Source organism: Neoaquamicrobium sediminum (assembly GCF_013240295.1).
In the GTDB taxonomy this organism is placed as follows: Bacteria; Pseudomonadota; Alphaproteobacteria; order Rhizobiales; family Rhizobiaceae; genus Aerobium; species Aerobium sediminum.
The window spans coordinates 320130-341329 of the sequence record NZ_JABETK010000004.1; the positions used below are offsets into that span (position 1 = coordinate 320130).

Annotated in this window: 19 protein-coding genes and 1 tRNA gene; 5 read left to right on the plus strand and 15 right to left on the minus strand. The window is 58.5% G+C overall.

Annotation, left to right across the window (positions count from 1 at the left end):
• Nucleotides 1–29: 29 nt before the first annotated feature.
• From HK436_RS33280 to HK436_RS27510, 7 genes are all read right to left on the minus strand, one after another.
• Nucleotides 30–1349 (minus strand): S8 family serine peptidase, encoded by a 1320-nt coding sequence (locus tag HK436_RS33280; protein ID WP_173194815.1) that lies wholly within the window; start codon nucleotides 1347–1349, stop codon nucleotides 30–32.
• Nucleotides 1350–1663: 314 nt separating this feature from the next.
• Nucleotides 1664–2875: a helix-turn-helix transcriptional regulator gene (locus HK436_RS27485; RefSeq protein WP_173194816.1), complete on the minus strand. Its 1212-nt coding sequence runs from the start codon at nucleotides 2873–2875 to the stop codon at nucleotides 1664–1666.
• A gap of 245 nt (nucleotides 2876–3120) precedes the next feature.
• The gene (locus HK436_RS27490) at nucleotides 3121–4305 is read right to left on the minus strand and encodes a trans-sulfuration enzyme family protein (protein WP_173194817.1); all 1185 of its coding nucleotides are present in this window, start codon (nucleotides 4303–4305) and stop codon (nucleotides 3121–3123) included.
• Nucleotides 4306–4442: 137 nt separating this feature from the next.
• On the minus strand, nucleotides 4443–5195 hold the full coding sequence (locus tag HK436_RS27495) for an amino acid ABC transporter ATP-binding protein (RefSeq protein ID WP_173194851.1): 753 nt from the start codon (nucleotides 5193–5195) through the stop codon (nucleotides 4443–4445).
• 41 nt (nucleotides 5196–5236) lie between these two features.
• Nucleotides 5237–6169 (minus strand): amino acid ABC transporter permease, encoded by a 933-nt coding sequence (locus HK436_RS27500; protein ID WP_173194818.1) that lies wholly within the window; start codon nucleotides 6167–6169, stop codon nucleotides 5237–5239.
• Between the two features lie 34 nt (nucleotides 6170–6203).
• Complete coding sequence (locus HK436_RS27505; RefSeq protein WP_173194819.1) at nucleotides 6204–7052, minus strand: ABC transporter substrate-binding protein; 849 nt, start codon at nucleotides 7050–7052, stop codon at nucleotides 6204–6206.
• Nucleotides 7053–7079: 27 nt separating this feature from the next.
• Nucleotides 7080–8090: an isopenicillin N synthase family dioxygenase gene (locus HK436_RS27510; RefSeq protein WP_173194820.1), complete on the minus strand. Its 1011-nt coding sequence runs from the start codon at nucleotides 8088–8090 to the stop codon at nucleotides 7080–7082.
• Between the two features lie 102 nt (nucleotides 8091–8192).
• Here HK436_RS27510 and HK436_RS27515 point away from each other — a divergent pair, with 102 nt between their 5' ends.
• From HK436_RS27515 to HK436_RS27525, 3 genes are all read left to right on the plus strand, one after another.
• A complete protein-coding gene (locus HK436_RS27515; protein WP_173194821.1) occupies nucleotides 8193–9137 on the plus strand; it encodes a nucleoside hydrolase in 945 nt (314 codons plus the stop codon).
• Between the two features lie 81 nt (nucleotides 9138–9218).
• Nucleotides 9219–9863 (plus strand): TetR/AcrR family transcriptional regulator, encoded by a 645-nt coding sequence (locus tag HK436_RS27520; RefSeq protein ID WP_312860778.1) that lies wholly within the window; start codon nucleotides 9219–9221, stop codon nucleotides 9861–9863.
• A gap of 877 nt (nucleotides 9864–10740) precedes the next feature.
• Nucleotides 10741–13107, plus strand: coding sequence for a hypothetical protein (locus tag HK436_RS27525; RefSeq protein WP_173194822.1), 2367 nt, complete (start codon nucleotides 10741–10743; stop codon nucleotides 13105–13107).
• A gap of 136 nt (nucleotides 13108–13243) precedes the next feature.
• Here HK436_RS27525 and HK436_RS27530 read toward each other — a convergent pair whose 3' ends face one another.
• The 7 genes from HK436_RS27530 to HK436_RS31980 all read right to left on the minus strand — a co-directional run bounded on the left by HK436_RS27530 (nucleotide 13244) and on the right by HK436_RS31980 (nucleotide 19583).
• Complete coding sequence (locus HK436_RS27530; RefSeq protein ID WP_173194823.1) at nucleotides 13244–14128, minus strand: DUF4231 domain-containing protein; 885 nt, start codon at nucleotides 14126–14128, stop codon at nucleotides 13244–13246.
• A 142-nt stretch (nucleotides 14129–14270) separates the two neighbouring features.
• On the minus strand, nucleotides 14271–14507 hold the full coding sequence (locus HK436_RS31975; protein ID WP_244649473.1) for a TIR domain-containing protein: 237 nt from the start codon (nucleotides 14505–14507) through the stop codon (nucleotides 14271–14273).
• Nucleotides 14508–14630: 123 nt separating this feature from the next.
• Complete coding sequence (locus HK436_RS27540) at nucleotides 14631–15221, minus strand: 7-cyano-7-deazaguanine synthase (protein ID WP_173194824.1); 591 nt, start codon at nucleotides 15219–15221, stop codon at nucleotides 14631–14633.
• A complete protein-coding gene (locus tag HK436_RS27545; RefSeq protein WP_173194825.1) occupies nucleotides 15218–15925 on the minus strand; it encodes an 8-oxoguanine DNA glycosylase in 708 nt (235 codons plus the stop codon). Before HK436_RS27545 ends, HK436_RS27540 begins: the two co-directional genes overlap by 4 nt.
• Nucleotides 15922–17325, minus strand: coding sequence for a toll/interleukin-1 receptor domain-containing protein (locus HK436_RS27550; protein ID WP_173194826.1), 1404 nt, complete (start codon nucleotides 17323–17325; stop codon nucleotides 15922–15924). The genes HK436_RS27545 and HK436_RS27550 overlap by 4 nt, the downstream gene beginning before the upstream one ends.
• Nucleotides 17265–18548: a PfkB family carbohydrate kinase gene (locus HK436_RS33855; protein WP_173194827.1), complete on the minus strand. Its 1284-nt coding sequence runs from the start codon at nucleotides 18546–18548 to the stop codon at nucleotides 17265–17267. The genes HK436_RS27550 and HK436_RS33855 overlap by 61 nt, the downstream gene beginning before the upstream one ends.
• 252 nt (nucleotides 18549–18800) lie before the next feature.
• The gene (locus HK436_RS31980) at nucleotides 18801–19583 is read right to left on the minus strand and encodes a hypothetical protein (protein WP_244648674.1); all 783 of its coding nucleotides are present in this window, start codon (nucleotides 19581–19583) and stop codon (nucleotides 18801–18803) included.
• A gap of 476 nt (nucleotides 19584–20059) precedes the next feature.
• Here HK436_RS31980 and HK436_RS27565 point away from each other — a divergent pair.
• Nucleotides 20060–20136: transfer RNA gene (locus HK436_RS27565), tRNA-Arg, on the plus strand.
• Nucleotides 20137–20150: 14 nt separating this feature from the next.
• Complete coding sequence (locus HK436_RS27570) at nucleotides 20151–20333, plus strand: hypothetical protein (protein ID WP_173189803.1); 183 nt, start codon at nucleotides 20151–20153, stop codon at nucleotides 20331–20333.
• A gap of 69 nt (nucleotides 20334–20402) precedes the next feature.
• Here HK436_RS27570 and HK436_RS27575 read toward each other — a convergent pair whose 3' ends face one another.
• The gene (locus HK436_RS27575; RefSeq protein ID WP_173190126.1) at nucleotides 20403–21197 is read right to left on the minus strand and encodes an APH(3')-II family aminoglycoside O-phosphotransferase; all 795 of its coding nucleotides are present in this window, start codon (nucleotides 21195–21197) and stop codon (nucleotides 20403–20405) included.
• Nucleotides 21198–21200: the final 3 nt, after the last annotated feature.

The window sequence follows — 21200 nt, forward strand, 5'->3', positions numbered from 1 at the left end:
AGCCTGGGAGGTTCCGGAAAGGGGACCAATCATTCCCCGTCCACCGACGAGACCAGATTTGCGCCGATAGCGCCGATGTCGTGGTAACGGGAGCCGTAATTGCTATCCTTGAGAATCTTGAGCTTGTTGTTGTCGTCCAGGTCGAGGCCGATCACTGAAATGACATTGCTGCTCTCGATGCATGCGGGGCTGACGCTGCATCCGCTCGTCTCATCGTGATTGCCGGCGGCCGCGACGAAGATCGTGTTGGGCAGCCTGACGATCGCATCCTCGATCGGCCTGCTGTCAGCCTTGTTCCAGGCAATGCTCATGTTGACGACCTTGACGTCCCACCACGGCAGAAGCTGCACAACCTCTTCCAGCGCCTCCATGCCGATCTGGTTTGCCTGCGAGAGGCCGATTGGGACGTGGTATATGGTGATCGGTGGTTCGCCGGCGGCAGCGGGCGTCTGGATGTTCCCGCCGAGGGTCAACAGATCGACGAGCAACCCGAGCGTATGGGTGCCATGGCTCTTCTCGACAAGAGGCGTGCTGTTGAGCAGGCCGCAAGCCGGACCGGCGTCAGTCGCACCACCGGCAGCGGCAACAATTTGCGCCGGCCGTTCAACGTCTTCGAGTTCCTGCGTTTCGAAGTTCCAGCGCTTGAGCGCCACGCCCTGGCCGAATGCGCAGTGCGTCAACTCGGCTGCGGCATCTATATGCGCGACCTTCACGGGCGATAGGTTTTCGCCTTCCCGCCACGGCCGGCTCGGCTTGCCGTTCTCGTCCACGAACCCCATCGGTCTGAACCGCTTGGCGTTCGTCTCGAAAAACGATTGCAGCCTCAGTTTCTGGTCAACAAGTACGTTATTCGACAAATCCTGTATGACGCGCGAGAACTCACCTTTCGACGCCGCTCCGGTCCCTACCCTCGCTTCCACGACCGGGACCGCAACCATTTTCACCGGGGATTCGCTCGCGCCCAGCTCCTTCAACGCGGATGGGCTTGCTACCTTGGCAAACCGCTCCACGTCCACGTTGCTGTCGTAGACATACTGGTAGATCGCAGGCGTTTCCTGGGTCCAGCCTCCCGAGATTTCGTTGTCCTTGCAGAGCTCATGCTGCGGGCCGGTGCGCCGGCACCACAGAGCGGAAAGATCGGACGTCTCGACGACTTCGACATCGGATCGCCCAGCTGTCAATTCGGCCGTGTTCCGGACACCAACCTTGTAGGACAGTTCAAGCGAAACGTCCGGCAGGTTGAGCGTGCGCCCTGGCCAGGCGCGCGTCCAGTCGCTGCCACCCTTGCGGTCGGACCGGCAGATATCGGTATTGAGATCGCACAGCATCGCGTCGACGCTGAGCGGCATCCTGTTTTTCAACCAGTGCGGCCACACCGTTGCGGATCATCACATCGGTCGGCGTTTCGCCCTTTTCGATGCTCACCTGTTTCGTAGTCAACGCGCCGTTGGTCTGCAACGTCACATAAAGATCGCCGAGTTCGGCCTGAACATCATCGCGGTTGAGTACTTCCGAGCGCCAAAGGAATTTTTCGGGGCCGTCCTGGGTAAAGACCGCGTCCTGGGCACCGGCGCTGCCAGCCGGCGCAATCGCCACAGCGGCGAAACACATCCATTTATGCAGCTTGCTGAACCTAGCCATATCAGGCCCTCCGATCCGAAGCCTATTTCGTGTGCACCTGCTCCTCATCACCCGTATGGGGGACGGTCTGGTCGACAAACATCCGCGGATTGAATTCCGTCGCCAGCCGGATCAGTTGCGTCCGGTTCTGCGACATCGTCTTGGCCAGCACCGTCTTGACCTGGCTGCTGACAGTCTCCAGCGAGCGGTCACGCCGCTCGGATATCTGCGCGTTGGTAAGTCCTTCCGCCAGCATCGACAGGATCGCTTCCTCCGACTTCGTCAGCGAAAACGCCTGCGCCAGAAAGCTGGTATCGATGTTGTAGGTCTGGCTTGTATCCAGGCTGAAAAGGGCGAACCCGCTGAAAGCCCTCTCGCCCAGCATATCCGGCATGAACAGCGGGGTGACTTCAAGGCACAGCGCCATGCCTTCCTGCTCAAGAGGGTGCAGGATGGCTTCCTTGCGCGGCCGTGCCCCGAACTTGCCGTGATTGCCCGCACTGGCGAAGAGGTTGCTGAGTTCCAGCCTGACGCTCTCGTTGCGGGCAACCAGACGCTTCGTGTGATCGACCCGGAAAGCGCCGACCTCGTCGAGTTGCCGCTCGAACTCCTTGTTGGCCATCACCACCTCGCCCGAAGCAGTGACGATGCAGATACCGATCCTCAAGAGATCGAAGACGTCGAGTATGGCGTGGCGCGCCGTGAACTGCCGGCTCGTATGGCGCCCGACATTGAGAGCCTTGGCTATATGCGGCATCACCGCGTGAAGTGCGCGCAGTCGATCGCCGCTTGGCGGGCCCGCGCGTTGGGAAAACTGCACCGCGAAGCGATCCGAATAATAGTGGTCCTTGTTCAAAAGCGCGCCGGCGCGGTGATGGATGCCATAACTCGCCATGGTCTGCGCATTGGCGTGCTGCATCAGCTCCTGCCGCGATGGGGCAAGAACCGTGTCGGGAACGAGCTCCACCTGGTCTCCGCTCCGCGAAAACGCCGCAAACGTGGCCTGATCGCGCAACTCTTCTTCATTGTGCGCCTTCAGATAGGCTTCGATGAGCGGGCGTTCATAGTTCGTGGTGTGATAGGTGGCGCCGACACGTGGCCCGTCGCGCCGTGACGTGTCGATATCGAATATGAATGCGCCGCGGGCATCTGCCAGTTTCGCTATGCGGTCCAGCACCTCCGGCCAGCGGTCTGGCTCGACGGCAGCATCATAGATCGACAGTATTACGCGATCGACACCCTGATTGTCTTGCATGGCGCTCCCAATCAGCAAGCGACAACTTTAGCAAACACGCTAATTCATGCAAAGAGATGCGATCCATCTCTCATATCCGACAATCTCCATTTGTTGGATCGCTACTGCTTTGGAAGGATCCCATGCTCCTTCTGCAGTAGGTCAGCGGGTTTTATGAAGCAGTTTCACTATCGTCCGAAGCACGACCTGAGCTCGGAGAGATGAGCTGCAAAGCCGATGCACCCCTTCTCAGCCCAGACCCAAGCCTACCCAAGGGCCTGTGCGACATCGGCGATGATGTCGTCGATATGTTCTATGCCGACCGAGAAGCGGACCAGTCCATCGACGATTCCCATCGCCTCGCGTTCCTGCGAAGGAATGTCGAGGAAAGCCATGGTGCCAGGGAGCTGCGTCGTGGTGCGCAAGCCGCCGAGGCTGGCGGCGAAACAGCATAGCTGCAGCCGCTTGAGCACCTGGACGCCATAGTCTTCGTTCTCCACCTGGAACGAGAGCATGGCGCCGAAATTGCGCAACTGCGCCTTGGCGTTCTCGTGATTGGGATGCGATTCAAGACCCGGATAGAAGACCCGCTTCACCTTGGGGTGGGTTTCCAGATAGCGTGCCAGCGCTGCTGCGTTGGCGCATTGCTTTTCCACTCGCAGGGCGAGCGTCTGCGCGCCACGCAGCAGAAGCCAGGCATTGAAAGGCGACAACGCGCCGCCCAGCTTGTTCAGCGTGTTCCACCGGACATCTTCCAGCCAGTCCGCAGGCAGCAGATCCGATCGCTGGGTGATGACGCCGCCAACGGCATCGTTATGCCCGCCGATGAACTTGGTGGCGCTTTCGACAACCACGTCGACGCCGAACGCGTGAGGCTGGCAGACTGCTGGGCTTGCGAAGGTGTTGTCGCACACAACCACGATGCCGCGCTGATGCGCCAGCTCCACGAGCGCCTTCATCGGCGGCACCTTCATGGTTGGGTTCGCCAGCGCCTCGAAGTAGAGCACCTTCGTACGGTCGTTGAAGGCGCGCTCGACCTGGACCGGATCCGTCGTATCCACGAAGCTGACGGTAATGCCGAAATCGCCAATGCGGTGATCGAAGAATTCGTGGGTGCTGGAATAGGTGGTAATGTCCGTGACGATGTGGTCGCCGGCCTTCAGGATGCCAAACAGCGCGTGGGATATGGCTGCCATGCCCGAGGCTGTTGCGAGGCAACCGTCAGCACCGGTGAGGCGCGCAACATGCTCCTCGAATTTGTATTCGGTCGGGTTGCCGCAGCGGCTGTAGATATTTACTTCCTTGCGGGCCCCGGCGACGATCTGGTCGTAGATATCGCCGCCGTACTGGAAATTGGCCGACATATAGATCGGATAGCTGATCGACTGCGACTCGGGTTCCGGCTCGTAGAAGACCGCCTGGCTGGCGAAGTCGAGCTTTTTGGACGACATGACATGCTCCTTCTGGAGCGCGGCAGGAGCTACAGATCAGCTCGCCACGCCTTGAGTGCTGGTTTCCATGCAAGACGCGGCGCGAAGACCCGTTCGGGCTTCGGTCGGCGTGCAAGTTTGTGTTGCATTGGCAAAGGTCAAAGCACACGCGAAAGAAATTCCGCCGTGCGAGGCGATTTGGGATTGGCGATCATCTCGCGCGGATCGCCACGCTCGACCACGACACCTTCGTCCATGAAAAGCAGCTGGTCGCCCACCTCGCGCGCGAAGCCGATCTCGTGCGTGACGACGACCATCGTCATGCCTGTCTGGGCCAAGTCCCGCATGACCTGCAGCACCTCGCCCACCAGTTCGGGATCGAGAGCCGATGTCGGCTCGTCGAAGAGCAGGACCTTTGGCTTCATCGCCATGGCGCGCGCGATCGCCACGCGCTGCTGCTGCCCGCCGGACAATTCGCGAGGATAGCTATTGATCTTGTCGACGAGCCCAACGCGCTCGAGCAGTCTCACCGCATCCTGGCGAGCTTCGGCGGCCGGCGTTCGGCGCACGCGCATCGGCGCCTCGACGATGTTTCCCAGAACGGTCATGTGCGAGAACAGATTGAAATTCTGGAACAGCATGCCGATCTCGGCGCGCTGCTTGCACAGATCGACATCCTTCAACTCATAGAGCTTGTCCTGGCGAAGTTCGTAGCCAACGAATTCGCCGTCGACCAGCAGGATGCCGCCGGTCAGTTTTTCAAGATGGTTGATGCAACGCAGGAACGTGCTTTTCCCCGATCCCGACGGGCCGATGATGCAGGCCACGGTCCCGGTGGGCACGACGATGTCGACACCCTTGAGCACTTCGAGCGGGCCGAAGGACTTTCGAACGCCGCGCGCGAAAACCATGGCGTCTTCCGGCGCGCCGAAACGGCTGCGGGGATCTATCGTCATGACGTCGCTCCGCGTAGCCCGATGGCATTTCGCAGGATCCTGCCCACGGAGAAACCTGTTCCGTCGCTGCGTCCGAAATGGCTTTCGAGCATGTATTGCCCGACCGACATGATGCTGACGACCGTCAGGTACCAGAACGCGACGACGATCAGCAGCGGGATGGTCTCGAAGGTGCGCGCGTAGATGGCTTGCGCCGAATAGAACAGGTCGTCGACCGCGATGAATGTGACCAGCGACGTCATCTTGAGCAAATTTATGGCTTCGTTGCCTGTTGGCGGCACGACGAACCGCATGGCCTGCGGCAGGACGATGCGCTTGAGGATCATGCGGTAGGGCATACCCAGCGCGCTCGCCGCCTCTGACTGGCCGGGCGGCACGGACTTGATGCCTGCGCGGATGATCTCGGCCATGTAGCCGGCTTCGCATAGCGCCAACGCCACGACGGCCGAGAAGAACGGCGTCATGAAATCGTTCGTGCGGATGGAGAAGACCGTGCCGACAAACGGCAGGGTGAGAGAAAACTCGCGCACCAGCAGCGCGAGGTTGAACCAGAAAATCAGCTGGATCAGCGCCGGAACGCCCCGGAAGAACCAGACATAGGCGCTCGCGAAAGCCCGCAGGATGGGGCTGCGTGATACCCGCATGATCGCGACAATTGTTCCGACGACGATCGCCAGGGCCATGATGATGACCGTGAGGATCAGGGTATTGCCAAGCCCGCGCATGATCTGGGGGTGAAACAGATAACGCCCGGCCGTATCCCAGGCAAACGCCGGATTCTGGACGAATGCCTGAACGATGAAGAACGCCACCAGCAAGGTGACGGCCGTGCCTATCCAGATGCCGTACTGCCGCCTTGGGACGACTATGAGATCGTCAGCCGCCGGGGCGGCTGACGAGTTGGCATCCGGATGTCTCGACGTATCCATGCTCTCTCCCTGAGGATGGCGGCGCGGCCAGGGCTCAGTCGCTACGAAGCTGCGACATGTCGTTGACGAAATACGGTTCCTTGATCGCGTAGGCGCCCATTCCGTATTTGTCGAGAATGGCCTGGTAGCTGCCGTTCTTGAACATCTCCGAGAGCGCGCCGACCATCATGTCGGCGGTTTCCTTGTCGTCCTTGGCAATCGCCATTCCCAAGGGCGCCACTTCGTAAAGCGTCGGCAGGACGACGAGCTGGCCGTTGCTGGTCACCTCGAAGTAGCTCGATGCTGTGGCATCGTCGAGCCGAGCGTCGATGCGGTCGGACAGGACCGCCTGGACCATGTCAGTGGAGTTGTTGAACACGGATTTCTCGAGGGCTGGCTGTCCCTTGTCGGTGCACTCCTTGCTGAGCGTGTCAGCGAGAAAGTCCGAGCCGCTGCCGACCGAAACGCCGATGCGCTTGCCGCAAAGTGGCGTATCGCCGGTAAAGCTGTCCCTTTTCTCGGGGCTAGTGGAGGCGGCGATGCCTGCCTTGAGGAACATGACGAAATCGACCTGCTGGAGGCGCTCGGGGTTCGCCGAGAATGTTTCCCACGCGATGCTGAAGCGGCCAGCGGCGATGCCCGGGATCATGGACGGGAACGGTGTGCGCTGGATATCGAGCTCGACGCCCATCGTCTTGGCAGTCTGCTCTGCCATTTCGACGATGATGCCGGCCTGCTTGCCGTCAGCGTCCAGATACTCGAACGGCGCATAGTCCAGCGTGTTCGCAATGATAAGCGTTCTGCTTTCCTTGACTTCAGACGACGGGGTGACCTGGGCGAAAGCCGAGGAGGCAACCGTTGCTGCCAGCGCGAAAAGTGCTGATCCCAATGCGTATTTCTTCATGTTCTCCTCCAGTGTTGTTCTGTCGCTTCAGGCCGCGCCTTCAGCGGCAAGCTTCTTGCGGTAGTGATAGTTCTTGTCGATGCGTTCCATCAGGTATTCGCCATACTCTATGGGCGCATATTTCGGCTGTTCGCCCGCCGGCACGCAAACGGGCAACGCCTCGATCATCGCTTCCATCGACGGGTCGAAGAAGAAGGGCTGCGAATATCGTTCGCGGCCCGAACGGTTGATGACGCGATGAGGCGTGGAAACGAAAACGTCGTTGGACCAGCGCGCAAGGATGTCGCCGACATTCATCACGAACGAGTTTGGAATGGGAGGCGCCGGCACCCAGTCGCCGTTCTTGTTCTTCACCTCAAGACCGCCGACGTCGTCCTGCGCCAGCAGCGTGATGAAGCCGTAGTCGGTATGCGGCGCTGATCCGAACAAGCCTTCCTCTGCGGGCTGTGTCGGATAGTGCAGCAGGCGCAGGAACGTGGTGGGCTCGTCAAAATGGCGGTCGAGACTGTGGGCCGGCAGGCCGAGCGCCGTCGAGATCGCACCGACCATCTTGCGCGACAGAACGGTCATCTCATCGACATAACGCTCGATGGTCTGGCGGAAGTCCGGCAGCTTCGTCTCGTCCGGCCACTGGTTCGGGCCCTGCAGAGGCCGCCCCGCCTGGGCGCGGGGATCGTCTGCATCGACTTCATGCATGAAGAAGATCGACTCGCTCTGGTTGGGCTTGCTGATCGTGGCAACCGAGGAGGTGACGATGGTCGATCCGGCGAACGGAAGGTAACCACGGAAATTCTTGTCGATCTTGAGCGCCAGCTTCTCCTCTTCAGGCAGGGCGAAGAACGCCCGGCTGGCTTCGCGTACGGCCTCGATATCCGCCTGAGCGATGGGGTGGCCGACGACATAGAGAAACCCGATGTTTTCGAGATACCCCCGCAGCGTGTTCGCCACCGCGTCGATGGCGTCCTGATCGTCGCCATAGAGCGCCGAAACATCAAGGACGGGGATATTGGAGAAATCGCCGCGGGCGTTGGCGCTCATGTCTGTCTCCTACCTTGAACATAAAATACAGTACTGTATTTCTACACATCGGAAACCGCTCGGCAAGACCCCTTGTCGGCACTGTGGAGGAAAGAGGTTCGCATGCCACCTCGCAAGATTATCATCGACACCGATCCCGGTCAGGATGACGCGTTCGCAATCCTGTTCGCGCTCGGGTCTCCTGCGGAACTGGAGGTGGTCGGTATAACGACTGTCGGCGGCAACGTGCCGCTGCCGCTGACGACGCTCAATGCGCTGAAGGTCATCGAGCTGGCCGGCCGGCCGGACATACCGGTTTATGCCGGTTGCCCAGCGCCGATGGTGCGGAAGCTCGTTACCGCCGAGTATGTCCACGGCGAAACCGGCCTGGACGGTGCGGAACTGCCGGAGCCACGGATTGCCGCGCAGTCTGAGCATGCCGTCAATTTTCTTGTGCGGACAATCATGGACGCGCCGGAAAAGGAGCTGACCGTATGCACGCTCGGGCCGATGACCAATCTGGCCATGGCCATGGCGATGGAACCGCGCATCGTTCCTCGCTTACGCGAAGTGGTGCTGATGGGCGGCGGCTTCTTCGAGGGCGGGAATGCGACACCTGCGGCAGAGTTCAACATCTTTGTCGACCCGCATGCCGCGCATAAGGTCTTTCATTCCGGCGTGCCGGTGACCATGGCCTCCATCGATTGCACCTACTCGGCACAGATGACGCCCCAGTGGCTCGACAGGTTGCGCGCTACGGGCAAGCGCGCCGCGATCGAGGCGGCGAACCTCGCGGACTTTTTCCGGCAGTATGGCTCACACAAGTTCCCGACCGACGCGCGCCCGATCCACGACGCGTGCGTGACCGGTTATCTCCTGGCGCCGGAAATCTACGAGCAGCGAGACTGTCACGTCACCGTCGATATCGTCTCGCCGGAGACGATCGGCATGACCGTCGTCGACTGGTGGCACGTCACCGGCCGCCAAAAAAATTGCAAAGTGCTTCGGCGTATCGACCCGCCACCCTTTTTCGAGTTGATGCTGGAGCGCATCGCAACTCTGGACTGATCGATCCGGGATGACTTGGCCGCCGAGTTTCTTTAAGCCTCCGGCAAATCGGCTGAGTATCGCTCGGCTGCAAGATTCGCGTTGAGGGAGACACAGGGGCTTTTGAAGACCGACCCGCAAACGACCAGAAGACGCCCATCGCAAGCGCGCCGGCAAACGCTGACCCGGGACGCCTGGGTTGCCGCGGCGCGCAAGGTTCTGGAGAAGCGCGGCATCGCCGAGGTTAAGATCGATCGCCTGGCGCAACGCTTCAAGGTGACGCGCGGCAGTTTCTATTTCCATTTCTCCAGCCTCAAGGATCTCCACGACGCCTTGATCGAGGAATGGCGGCGCAACAATTGCGCGCCTTTCGAGGCCTTGCGCGGCGCCCAGATTACGGACGGGTTCTCGTTCTTCTCCACTATCGTGCATGTCTGGGTGGACGAAAAACCGTTCAGCCCGCTGCTGGATCTGGCGATACGCGACTGGGCGCGCACCTCGCGCTCGCTCCATGGCGAGGTCTCCGACATGGACGACCTTCGGCTCGAACTGCTGCAACGCTCCTTCGTCGCCATGGGCTATGACGAGGACGAGAGCCTGGTCCGGGCGCGCATCACCTATTTCCACCAGATCGGCCAGTACGCGATTGCCTTCAAGGAAGACCCGGCTCGCCGGCGCGCCTTGCAGCCGCTATTCGGCCAGGTATTGGTGGGCCCGCTGGTGGTCCATCCAGACGGTGAGCGGTAATCTTTGCTATAGCCGACTATCAGCTGTAAGGGGGCTTGTCCGCTCGCAGCTTTCGGATACCGCGCCGGTGGTCTGCCACCTCGCGCCATTGTCTCGCGCAGATCGGACCGAATAGTGGTTCATACGCGCTGCTCGCGGACGACCTATGCCAAAAAGACGGCGCTGTTGATAATCCCCACCTGTACGTAGGCGAAGTGGCCATTCAGAAGCCGCCTTGTACCCGCCAGCCTTTCTCAACATCGTTCAACGGAGACTGCGGGTCGATTGCCTATCGGAACGCCGAGAAACTTGTCTTCTGACATCCGTCGTTTTGCCCCTTTTTGGATAGAGCCAAGACGCCAGGCCAAACGCAAAAAACCCGCCGTGAGGCGGGCGTTTCGACAGAAGATCAAAGAGAAATTGGTTGCGGGGGCCTGCAATCATCATTACTTGCGACCGCCCTCTCCTCTTCTCCCCATGATGCTCGAGATGGACAAAGCGCTCCTTGACGAGATATTTCGCACAGCAGCGTAGAACCTTGTGCATCTATCAGCGCTGCACATTTGCTGGCGCGATAGCTGCCGACCATAGAGTTGTGGTCGGTCAGCGCTCATGCCCTCTGATCGCCCATAAGCGACGGAAGCTTTCAGGCGGCCGCAGGCTGAGGATCAGCTACCTACCGAGTATCGGCAGCGCGACGTTATTTAAACAATCTCGCCAAAATTAAATAACAGAGATCCCAATGTAAGCGCGCTTAAATAAGCTCGTCGCTCTCCGCCTACTCCAACAGAAGGGTAAAAGCCGTCCGTTCGACATTGGACGGGGCATCCGATGCGACGAATCGGATAGGACCGCCTTCCTCAACAATCATCGCAGAGAATGTTCATAGCCTACCCACATGCCTGACCTTCAGCATACCAAACTGCTTGCCCGCAAGATCTCCGACTTCTGCCGCCTCCGTGTCGAACCAGTATTGCCCCCGCAGGAAAGCACACGGATCAAGGAATTTCTCCTCTGTCTGATCGCCCAGTCGCAAACCCCGCCTCGCAAGCCGCGTGGCTACGATTGGGACGAAATCGCCCTTCAATGCGGCCTCGGCAGGGATGCTCTTCGGGGCGCGAGAGCGGTGATCGAGCCGGCTCTGGATGCAATTGTGCGGAACACGAAAAGCCCAACCAATCGCCCTCCCGCCAAGATCCGAACGACAGAGGATTCCAAGCCGCGTCCGCGACGCGGCCGTCCTCCGCGACAGCCAGTGGAAAAGCCGAGCGCTGCCGCGCAAATTGACGCGACGGATCGATCAGAACGGCAGCCCGCAACGAACCGGCGGAAGCCCGGCATCAAGCCGCGCGCGATCGAGGAGTTCCCAACACCTCTCTTCGATGATTGGCTCGACCCACCAACCTTTCGGGAGGCGCTTGAGCTGCACATGCGCCGCCACGGTGACAGCTATTGGCATCTACACCGTGCCGTCGTTCGCGATGACGAAAAGCTCGACCATTCGACCATCCGCCACTGGCTGCAGGGATCGAAGGCGCCCCGCAGCGTGGCCAGCATGGAGGTTCTCAGTCGCATCGAGCGCCGCTATCGCCTCCCGGCGGGATATTTCAAGGCGAAGCTCCCGCATCAGACGCGGTCCGCCTCCGGCCACATTCTCGATGACATCGACCCCGCCGAGCGGCGCAGGCTCGCCTGGCATTTGCCTGACGATTTCAACACACGCCCACGCCAGGAACAGGAGGAAATCCTCGAATGGGTGCGTCGTGTCATCATCAGGGGCTCGACCGACTACAGGCGGTTCCAGGCGGCCGCGATGAAGCAGCGTTACGCAATCCGCTTTCCAGGGATCACATACGGTCAGTCTGACGCTGCGGATGATCACCATCGAAACAAATATGAGGAGCAGGACGAAGACCGCACTTCCTTCACCGATCCAGACCTGCGATCCGGCGTCATTGACGCTCCACCCGTCCTGGCCATGGAAATGGCCGAGCTGATCCGGTTCAAGACCGCGACGCTCACCGCATTCGGCCTGCAGCGGAACGGTGTCTGGGGCGAGGAGACGGCATCGCAGAAGGTCGAGCATCTCGGCCTGATGTTTGGCGCATTGGCCGCCCACCCGCGCGGCCCGGTCCGCGGCTACGGAGTGCCGCTGCAACACCTGACTTTCGGTCTGCTCGTCTTCCCCTCGATCTGGGACTGGTACGTGCAGTGGCGCGAAAAGCGGCGTGGTTTCTATACCGCCTGGGAGGTGGATATGCTGCGCATTTCGCTCGCCCTCACCCGGAGAGAAACGGGCTGGCTGCGGCAGCACCCTCGTCTCGGATCACGGCTCCGGCCGATCGAGGGGCTGGTTACACAGGCGGACATCGACCGCGCCTGTGCCGACTGGGACGATGCCTGCGACGTCTATTTCAAGCATGCATCCTCCCGCGTGAAGGAGATCCAGCGCGTCGCCCGTGTACACCGCGATCCGTTCGAGCCGATCATGCCGGTATTGGAGGCCGAAAGCCCTGTCGGCGAATATCGGAAGATCACGGAAGAGATCCTCCGGCTCATGCCGGACGAGCGGCTCTATCGTCGCCCGGCGGCAGAAGCCGTCCGCTCATTCCTGATGCTGCGCTTCGGGCTGCATCTAGGATTGCGACAGAAGAACCTGCGCCAGTTGATGGTCTGTGGACGCGGAAAACTGCCACGATCCGACCGCCAGCTCGCCGACATGAGGCGCGGCGAGATCCGATGGAGCGAACGTGACAAGGGCTGGGAGGTGCTAATCCCGTCGGTCGCCTTCAAGAACGCCAATTCGTCTTATTTCGGGAGCAAGCCGTTTAGACTGATCCTCCCTGACCTCGGCGGCCTCTACCATCACATCGAGGCCTATGTCGATCGGCATCGGCGTGTGCTTCTTGGCGAAGCCGAGGATCCAGGCACGTTCTTCGTCAAGACGGTGAAGACGACGAGCAAGGACGCCTCGTACGACCAGAACACGTTTTATGAGGCCTGGCGCCTGACGATCCAGCGATATGGCATCTACAACCCCTACACCGAACGCGGCGCCATCCCCGGTCTCCTCCCTCACGGCCCGCATAATGTCCGAGACGTGCTGGCAACGCATATCCTCAAACAGACAGGTTCCTATGAGCAGGCGAGCTATGCCATCCAAGACACTCCTGACATGGTCGCGCACCACTACGGTCGTTTCCTGCCACAGGACAAGGCGGCTCTGGCTGCGCGGATTTTGAACCAGGTCTGGAAGGCGGCGTAGGCGGTTCGGGTAAGGCCGACGGTAAGCAGCACTGCATACGAAGCTCATAAATGGCCCAGGACATTGAGGCAGAGCCCGCAACACTCCGACGGACCTTCACCTCGAGCGAACCTGTGGTATTGGCGCACGACGAACTTCAAGACGCGCTTTCAATCTGCCGCGCGACCCACTGTGTATGTTCGCGCGAAAATGCCCGTTCCGCTTCATTTACGAAGGCAGAAAATTTCTCTTCGCTGTCTATCGTGCCGAGCCGTGTCTGAAGGATGCCGATTTCGTGAGCGGTGAGATTGTAAGCAGAAGCAAGCTCGTTGAACTTTTTCAGCTGAATCCAACCTACGACGGATGATGCGATAACAAGGAGAGGTTCGGTTGGCCATATCATCCATGGTGGGTCATAGCGAATACGAAGAATAGCTAATGCTATCGCCCCACCCTGCACAACAACGCATAGAATAATCCATAGTCGGAAATGCCGCCTATTCCATTTCACTTTCGCAACATACCATTCACGTTGATCCGTGATCCGATCCGCCTGGTATTTTTGAATACGTTCCGCCAGCGGCAGAGCACGAACCGCGTTCATTTGATCGGTAATCTGATCGCCCGTCACCGGCCGACGGCTGATAGAATCGCGCACGTGACTGTTGGCATCGAGAATAGCCTTCAGGAAATCCGAGAACTTGCCCGCAACGTCCGATAATTTCGGCGCATCTTCGAACGGCTCAGCACGCATCATATAGCGCCAAGTTGATGTCTTGATCGACTCTGCCAGCGCACGACAACCATACCAATCCTTCTCGGGCTTTTGGACTGCCATGTAGAGCAGAAGCCCAGTGGATGCGGCCAACACCAGTGCGTAGCCAATGTACAGATCAGGTGAGCCGCCAAACCAGATCGATATTGTCGCAGCGACGGTCAGGAGTAGATACTGCGACCGAATGAGCCATAGATAGGTGCCCTGTGCGTCTGCGGCCGACCCATCGGCAGACCGGTACAAAGCAGGGAAATTGTCAGGCTCCATATCGGACAGGTCTCCAGTGGGTGATAGTGGCGGGACTATTTCAGCTCGGCAGCTAGTTTATTCCATTCGACAACTTTTACGCCGTGTTTCGCGACCCACGAGGGTTCTTGCCTAGGAGCACCTTCCTTAGGGTGAACGGCAATTACCTTTTTCCGAGAGCGAGGCTGGTTTCCACCTCCCAAGTTACCCACCGGCTTTGTGCAGTATTGTCGGATATATATACGACACAAATCGAGGACCGAGATATCCGCTCACTGATCTTTTTCTTGATATACTCGGCGCGTTCGCTGTCGTAGGGCTCACGAACGGAATGATCGTTAAATTCTATGTCGCTATTCTCGTTCTTCGCATGCGCTCGAAGCAGATTGACCTCGTTCATGTCTTCTGTTGCGAAACTAATGAAGACATTACGCTTGCCCCCTGGAGAGCCGCTTTGGCCTTCTCCTCAAGTGACCGTATGTCCCCTAGTCTGCTCCAGCTACCGCTGCTACCGCCGCCCATCTCAGACTCCCTCCGCCTTAAATTCATTGCATGCGATGCATGCTCCACAAGGAGCCTCACCGCCTAGATGACAGGAATAAGTGCCTTCAATGCCCTTTAGCGTGGCGAGCTCGATCACTTCCGACTTGTGGAAGGAAGAGAGCGGCGCAAGAACCTTTATCTCCCGCCCCATGCTACGTGCGATCATGACCTCAGCCTCCTGCAAGAATGCTGAGGTTTGATCGGGAAACAGGCTGGTTTCTTCGTGCAGTAGTCCGATCGATATGGCATCCGCATCTTGCTGAAACGCGTAGGCCGAAGCTACGAGCAGGAACAGCAGATTTCGACCAGGCGTGAAGGCGTCTTCCAGCACACGCTGCCTTGGGTCGGTTAACCCCGATCTGATAAGGCGCCCATAGCCTGATAGCTCGGCAACCTCCAATTTTGGGAGTTGCAGCTTTCTCATCGCTGATCTACAGGCCGCTAGCTCTCTGTCTCGCGATCGCTGCCCATAGTCGATAAAAAGAGGGTACTGCTGGATGCCTTCCTCTTTAGCGAGGTAGGCGACCAAGGTGGAATCGAGCCCACCAGAAACTAGAGTGACAATGCTCATGCTAGCGCGCGCCCCGTACCTCGATTTCCGGCGACTCGCATGACTATCCAGATGGCCCAGTCCAGTAGCCCGACTGCGAACCCGAGGCGGTCAGCATGTGAGATCAGCGCGGTTTCATGTCTATGATATTGGGGGAGTTTTGAGATAGCGCGCTCTGCGCCATCATAGAGGCCAATCGCCGTCATGTAGTTCAATACGTGACGATCTATGACCGCGAGGTCATAGCTGATGCCTGAGTTTCGCAGGAACATACTCGCTTGCTTGGGCCCGATTCCTGAAACATTCGACACGAGCCACGTGCGGGCGCAGGTGGCATTTTTGAACTCGCCCATCAGCGAGCAAAGTTCGCCGCTTTCTTGAGAAACCGAGGCACGGGCTGAGGCGAGTTGGACCGATTTTGATCCAGGAAAGCGATAATTCCGGAAGGAGCCGTTCACCAAGACCGGCTGGCGGAGGACCTCGAAGATCTCTTTCGACAGCTCATCTTGGTGTCCCGATGCACTAGTGAGAAGCTGTCGTTTATCGAGGGCATCCGCAGTGGCTACGGCGAGAGCATATGGCACCTGACTGCTGAGTAAGCAGCATGAGAGTTCCCACCAAAGATTTCGTTCATCAAGCGCTGTTTGAGAACGCTTGGCTCGCTCCTCGATCTCCGGGCATATGGTGGCGACGGCATATTCCAGCCTTGCGGCATCGTTTCTCATTTGAATAAGTCCGGCATTTGATCCCTGAGCTGCTTTGAATTCGCCTGTCCCAGAAGGCCCACCGCGAACGCTTCTAAGCGGTTCGTTGAAGCGGAAATCTGTAGGTCATGGGTGAACTCGCGATAGTAGTCCAAATTATGGAAGGCCACTTTACCAGCATAATCGATATCTTTGTCGGAGAGAGCAGACACGGTAATAGGCGACGCCGCCATCTGAGCTTGGTAGGCAAAGAAATCGAAGTGCTGGTAGTGATTTAGTCGGTGTTGTTGCCGGTCAACTGCAACTCGGCACCATTCCAGCCCATCAAAGCTATCTGCGCCGGCGGCGGTTAGAACCGCGATACTCCAAGGGTTACCCGTACCCAAGAGATGTACCGGTTGATAGAAGGATAGGAGGTCGAGCTCGCTGCGAATACGTCGCATGGTCCGCGCGCGCTCGATGAGACCGCGCCCCAATTCCCGCTCGGCCAACGCGATCATAGGTGGTTGAAGTTGATCGGCCACTTCTCGGACAACGTATGGGAGGTTTGTGAGATCGTACCCCTTCGAGCGAACGGCAGGAGCGTGGATAATTGGAAGAACAGGGGCCTTGGTAAAATTCTTGTCGCGCTCAACAGCGGCAATGATCTGACGAACCGCACGCCATTTATCCCTGGACGGCTCCATTTCATCAAAGCAATAGGCCCAATCGTGTGGGATCCCTTCTAATGCCGAGTCAAGATTCTGGGGATTCCAGCTGTCATCGCCGCGTCGGGTCGCTTCATAATTGCCCGAGTCCACGAGCACAAAGCCGCCTTGTGACCGAATCCTCCGAAGTTCCTGCTGAATTCCGCGGGGCCGCCGTGATGGCAGCAAGTCGTAAGCCGAGACGAGGATCGTTGGCACTCCAAAGACACGAAGAGCTTTGACAGCCTCAAGAGGGAGGAGTTGTGTCTCATGGGATGATACGGAAAGGAACAAGCTAGGGAGGGGAACTTTCCCCGCTGCGATGGCGGGAGGGCGGCTCGGTGCCTCCCTTGGAGGGGCAATGGTAGAGATCTTTCGCATCAGGTGCTGGACACCGGGATGCTCCGCGTCACCATTCCAATTTAGAAGATCGACAGCACTGTATCCTCCGAACCCGTACGGAGCATTCGTTGGCGCAATCTTCGCTGGAACAATAGGAATTGAGTGTTGTTCCGCAAGACGGAGCTCGTCTTTTACGTTAGCGCTCGCTTTGGCGGAGGGGGACCAGATTGGAATAATGCACTTTGTCTTGCGAATCTCTCGCTCGATAACGGTAGAGAAATCTCCGACTATCTTGTCGTCCCACCAGACCTCCCACCGCGTCGAAAGTATATTTACCAGTCGTTCCGCTTGCCTGACGTCTTTCCGGGAATAGACAATATAGACGTCCGACATCGTTGATTACTCCCCCAGAGTAGCTTATCAGAAGTCTCACATAATAAGTGGGTCCGCAACCGCGCCCGCCTTAAAGATCCCGGCGGCCAAGCCGCATGATATAAGGCAGAAGTGAAGTCGGGGATAATTTTGGCGCCGACATCCGAGAAAGTGTCGACGTGGAACCGTCCCTCTTCGTCCAAGACAATCAGATTCGCATATGGATGCCTCGCGCACATCTCGCGAATGTCTGTTTGGCTCAAGCCGTCCGCGATAATAACCGATGATGCGTGTTCGATATTCGCTGGTGCCGTCTCACCGTCAATTGGCGGTGAGAGAACGTCCAAGCCCAGCTCCTTCAACCGGAAGCGCGCCTCCTCCAAGGTATATCGTCTCCCGATCGTGCTGACCGAGCCATTCAGAACAATACGGCTCGGCGCCTTCCCCATCAATGGAGCGCGGCTATTAACGAGCTCAATTTCGACGGGGAGTCTCATCGTCTCGCAGTATGCGGCTACCGAACGTGAAGCGAAGTCTGCTGCAGCAAGTGCAGAAAGACCGGCTTCTCCCCACTGGTGCGCAAATATAGCGGTGAACACGTCTCCAGATCCGATTTTGAAGACGCGTGATGAATAATATGCGGGAACATGTGCTGGTGCGGCGTTTGACTCATAAACGGTAACCCCTCGGACGCCCCTCTTAACGATGACAACGGTATCCTGATTACCTTGGGCTATGACACCCGCCGCCGCCGCGGCTAAGTCGGAGCAGCCTGCATACCGGCGCAACTCATGTTCGTTCATGACGAGAGCGAGACGCGTTGCGGTTGATCCATTCGCTGCGAAGGGCTCAGGAAGGCGAGCTGTCTGAGGATCATAAATCGCGTGGGTAGCATGCACGATGGCTGATCCCTCAAGGAAGCCGAACCTCAGGACGACATCCCCGGAAATCTGAATCGGCGGCTGTTGGGGTACGGATCCAGGATCTGGCTCGATATGCGGCTGAGAGAGAGGGTGGAAATATGCGAATGCGATCGCAACATCGGAATGACTGGAGCACAACTGGATTCCTAGTGCTACTAAGCCATCGGAACCAGGGCCATTCTTGTCACGAATATAGGTGTGGAGAGTGCTCCCAGGTGAAAGGGAACTGACCGCGGCCGCTGCGCGGCCGCCAGATCCAAGCTGGGCGTTCCACGTGGGAGTTTCGCACAATTCGTAATATAGCCCGCCCGCGATATCCATGTCAGCGGCCCACGTGGAACTCAAACATCATCTTTCTCTCTCAACTTTTGCGGTTGCGCCACATTAATTGGCTGCATTGAATTCAGTTGTCAGCCCGCTCGAAACCGATGCTCCGCAATCAGACGCTTAGTTTGCGGTTCTGCCTCGTCCCAGCGAAACATGTCGGCTCGGAGGTAGCGGGTCTCGTCATCGGAGATATCCTCGTCGACCTCAGTCCACCATGCCTTCGGACAAGTGTACTCCGCGTGACGATTAGTGCCCTAAGATGGTTTGCATCCTACCGCGCAAGGCGTCCGTCAAACTGGCGCGGCCTTCATTGTTATTGAGGTACCGCAAGTGGCGGAGATGGCGGAGGTCAAACGGAATATCGTGCTCGCTTTGGGTGATGATTATTACCTCGCGCCCCAACGTGTGCGCGATCCCCGCCTCGTAGAACACATTGGGGTTTCGACCGGTCAGATCGCAGATCACTATTCGGGCGCGGTCGATCAGGCTAACAACATCCTGAATGATACCGGGTGCTTCCCAGATTTCATCAGCTCGCCTCGATACGAGATTGCACGCTGCACTTGCCTGCTGAATCGCCTGGTACACCGGTCCAAACTCGGCCCCAAAGGGCATCATGACCGATACTAGTTGGTGTTCGATCGACTCGTGCTCAGGAATATTGAACACCGAAGGCCGCTGACGCCGAGGGTTCACGCTGCGGAGCAACGTGCGGTAAAGGTCCACATCTTTAACGGCCCAGTGGTTTCGGTGCCAGTCGAAGTCGTGCCTGTGCCTGTTCATATCCAAGCGGTTCTTTTGCGCATACAAAAGCGAGTTCCGCATCGGCGGCACATCAGGGTCGATCGCATATTCAAAGAGGACCTGGCCGTTGTTTATTCGAGCCTCGGTGACTTGTCCGACTTTGCAAATCTCATCTCCAGTGCCCTCTGGAATGAACAGGCATGGTAGGCGTCTCAATGCCACTAAGTGTGGAAGATCACCGTCTTTGAACTGGCCAGCCAAATGCTGCTCAGTGTTTTCGAACATCCGGCCGAGCTCCATGGAGCCCGTAGGATCACTCCAATCATAATGCCGCATTATCACGTTGAACAACTGGTCTTCCCCCATGCTTCGCCCGGATAATTACTTAAACTGTGCGTGGGGGAAAGAAGAGTCTGATTTTTGCAGGCACATGGTTGCGGGAGGGCGCGCACATCATAACTTGCCACCGGGCGGCCGGCACATGGGGCCGGAGGAGGTTAGGAATGTCGCCAAGCAAGTAGCGGTTGTTGCGGGGGCATCCAGCGCTCTGCGATTGCTATTCCGAGCGGCGGCTTAGCGCTGGCGAGAGCGCTACAGCACACACTTGAGCGCTGCCCTCCGAAGGCTGATGTCAAGGGGGTTGGCGACAAAGAGGAGACGAAAAAAGGTTGTAAGAACAAGGATTTGCGAGGTCGTCATTCTGATCTTTCAACTCGCGAAAAGTTCACGTAAGCACTGCGTAAGCAGTTGCGACCCGGTAAGCACCCGTAGCTCAGCTGGATAGAGCGTCGCCCTCCGAAGGCGAAGGCCACAGGTTCGAATCCTGTCGGGTGCGCCACTTAAAACAGAACTATGAACGTCGAACGCCCGCGTTCTATGCTGAATGCCGCGACTAACATTCACGGTTTATTCCGACTTCGCTATACGAACCTCTTCGTCCGCGACCCCGACGCGCTGTGCGAGCGCACGCTGATGATCTCGGCGGTAGCCGCCATCTTCGGCGTGTCGGTTCTGCGTGCGCTCATCGGGGGCTAATCGACGTCAAGTTCTGTCAGCTTCCTGGGAGCCAAAGCGGTTGTTTCCCAAGCTCCGGCTGGTACGTGCTCAGTAGAATTCATCAAGTAGCCGGTAGAAAGCCGCGCGGTCGGAATCAAAATCGCTAATGCCATAGTGACCGAGGAACGGTTTGACCCATTCGCGACCGAGCTCCTCGGCGACGTCCCGTGTGGTCAATGCTAAATCCTGATAGCGGTCTGCTAACCCCAGGCGGCCGCAATCGATGACGCCGGAGAAGCGGCCGCTCTCTACCATAACATTTGGCAGACAAGCGTCGCCGTGCGTGACTACCAAGTTCTCACGAAGCGGCTTGCGGGCTTGCAGCCGTGCAAACAGCTCAGTCGGCCCTAGACCCTGATGCTCATCATCGAGATCATCCTGATCTACCAGGCCGGCCTCCATTCGCGCCCGTGCCAGCTCGATGCGGTGCTCTGCTCTATGATCAAACGGGCAGGTTGTCGGGTCGAGTTGATGAAGCTGGCGCAAGACAGCGGCCATCATCGCCACTTTCTCCTCCGCACCCATCGAGGCCGAAAGCAGGTTTTCGCCGGGCACCGCGCTCAGCAGCAGCCAATCCCGCTCCTGTTGGTGGACCTCAGCAAGCACCTGTGCGCAGGGCAGGCCGGTCGTTGACAGCCAGCGCAGCCGCGCTGCCTCTTCTTGTAGTTCGCTCAACAAGCCGGCTGGCTCGGTTTTCACGAACAGAACCCGTCTGCCTGGTGCCTCAACGCGGAATACCGCCGCTTCCGAGCCGCCGACTGTTTGCTGGGTCCAGGTGTAGCTGGCCAGCTTTTCCTTCCAGGCCATTGGGGCTTGGGTCAAAACACGTTCTTCTTCCAACATACT

Coding starts and splice junctions, on each gene's coding strand:
- HK436_RS33280 (WP_173194815.1), bottom strand. CDS start 1,349: ATGCCGCTCAGCGTCGACGCGATGCTGTGCGATCTCAATACCGATATC.
- HK436_RS27485 (WP_173194816.1), bottom strand. CDS start 2,875: ATGCAAGACAATCAGGGTGTCGATCGCGTAATACTGTCGATCTATGAT.
- HK436_RS27490 (WP_173194817.1), bottom strand. CDS start 4,305: ATGTCGTCCAAAAAGCTCGACTTCGCCAGCCAGGCGGTCTTCTACGAG.
- HK436_RS27495 (WP_173194851.1), bottom strand. CDS start 5,195: ATGGTTTTCGCGCGCGGCGTTCGAAAGTCCTTCGGCCCGCTCGAAGTG.
- HK436_RS27500 (WP_173194818.1), bottom strand. CDS start 6,169: ATGGATACGTCGAGACATCCGGATGCCAACTCGTCAGCCGCCCCGGCG.
- HK436_RS27505 (WP_173194819.1), bottom strand. CDS start 7,052: ATGAAGAAATACGCATTGGGATCAGCACTTTTCGCGCTGGCAGCAACG.
- HK436_RS27510 (WP_173194820.1), bottom strand. CDS start 8,090: ATGAGCGCCAACGCCCGCGGCGATTTCTCCAATATCCCCGTCCTTGAT.
- HK436_RS27515 (WP_173194821.1), top strand. CDS start 8,193: ATGCCACCTCGCAAGATTATCATCGACACCGATCCCGGTCAGGATGAC.
- HK436_RS27525 (WP_173194822.1), top strand. CDS start 10,741: ATGCCTGACCTTCAGCATACCAAACTGCTTGCCCGCAAGATCTCCGAC.
- HK436_RS27530 (WP_173194823.1), bottom strand. CDS start 14,128: ATGGAGCCTGACAATTTCCCTGCTTTGTACCGGTCTGCCGATGGGTCG.
- HK436_RS31975 (WP_244649473.1), bottom strand. CDS start 14,507: ATGAACGAGGTCAATCTGCTTCGAGCGCATGCGAAGAACGAGAATAGC.
- HK436_RS27540 (WP_173194824.1), bottom strand. CDS start 15,221: ATGAGCATTGTCACTCTAGTTTCTGGTGGGCTCGATTCCACCTTGGTC.
- HK436_RS27545 (WP_173194825.1), bottom strand. CDS start 15,925: ATGAGAAACGATGCCGCAAGGCTGGAATATGCCGTCGCCACCATATGC.
- HK436_RS27550 (WP_173194826.1), bottom strand. CDS start 17,325: ATGTCGGACGTCTATATTGTCTATTCCCGGAAAGACGTCAGGCAAGCG.
- HK436_RS33855 (WP_173194827.1), bottom strand. CDS start 18,548: ATGGATATCGCGGGCGGGCTATATTACGAATTGTGCGAAACTCCCACG.
- HK436_RS31980 (WP_244648674.1), bottom strand. CDS start 19,583: ATGTTCGAAAACACTGAGCAGCATTTGGCTGGCCAGTTCAAAGACGGT.
- HK436_RS27570 (WP_173189803.1), top strand. CDS start 20,151: ATGAACGTCGAACGCCCGCGTTCTATGCTGAATGCCGCGACTAACATT.
- HK436_RS27575 (WP_173190126.1), bottom strand. CDS start 21,197: ATGTTGGAAGAAGAACGTGTTTTGACCCAAGCCCCAATGGCCTGGAAG.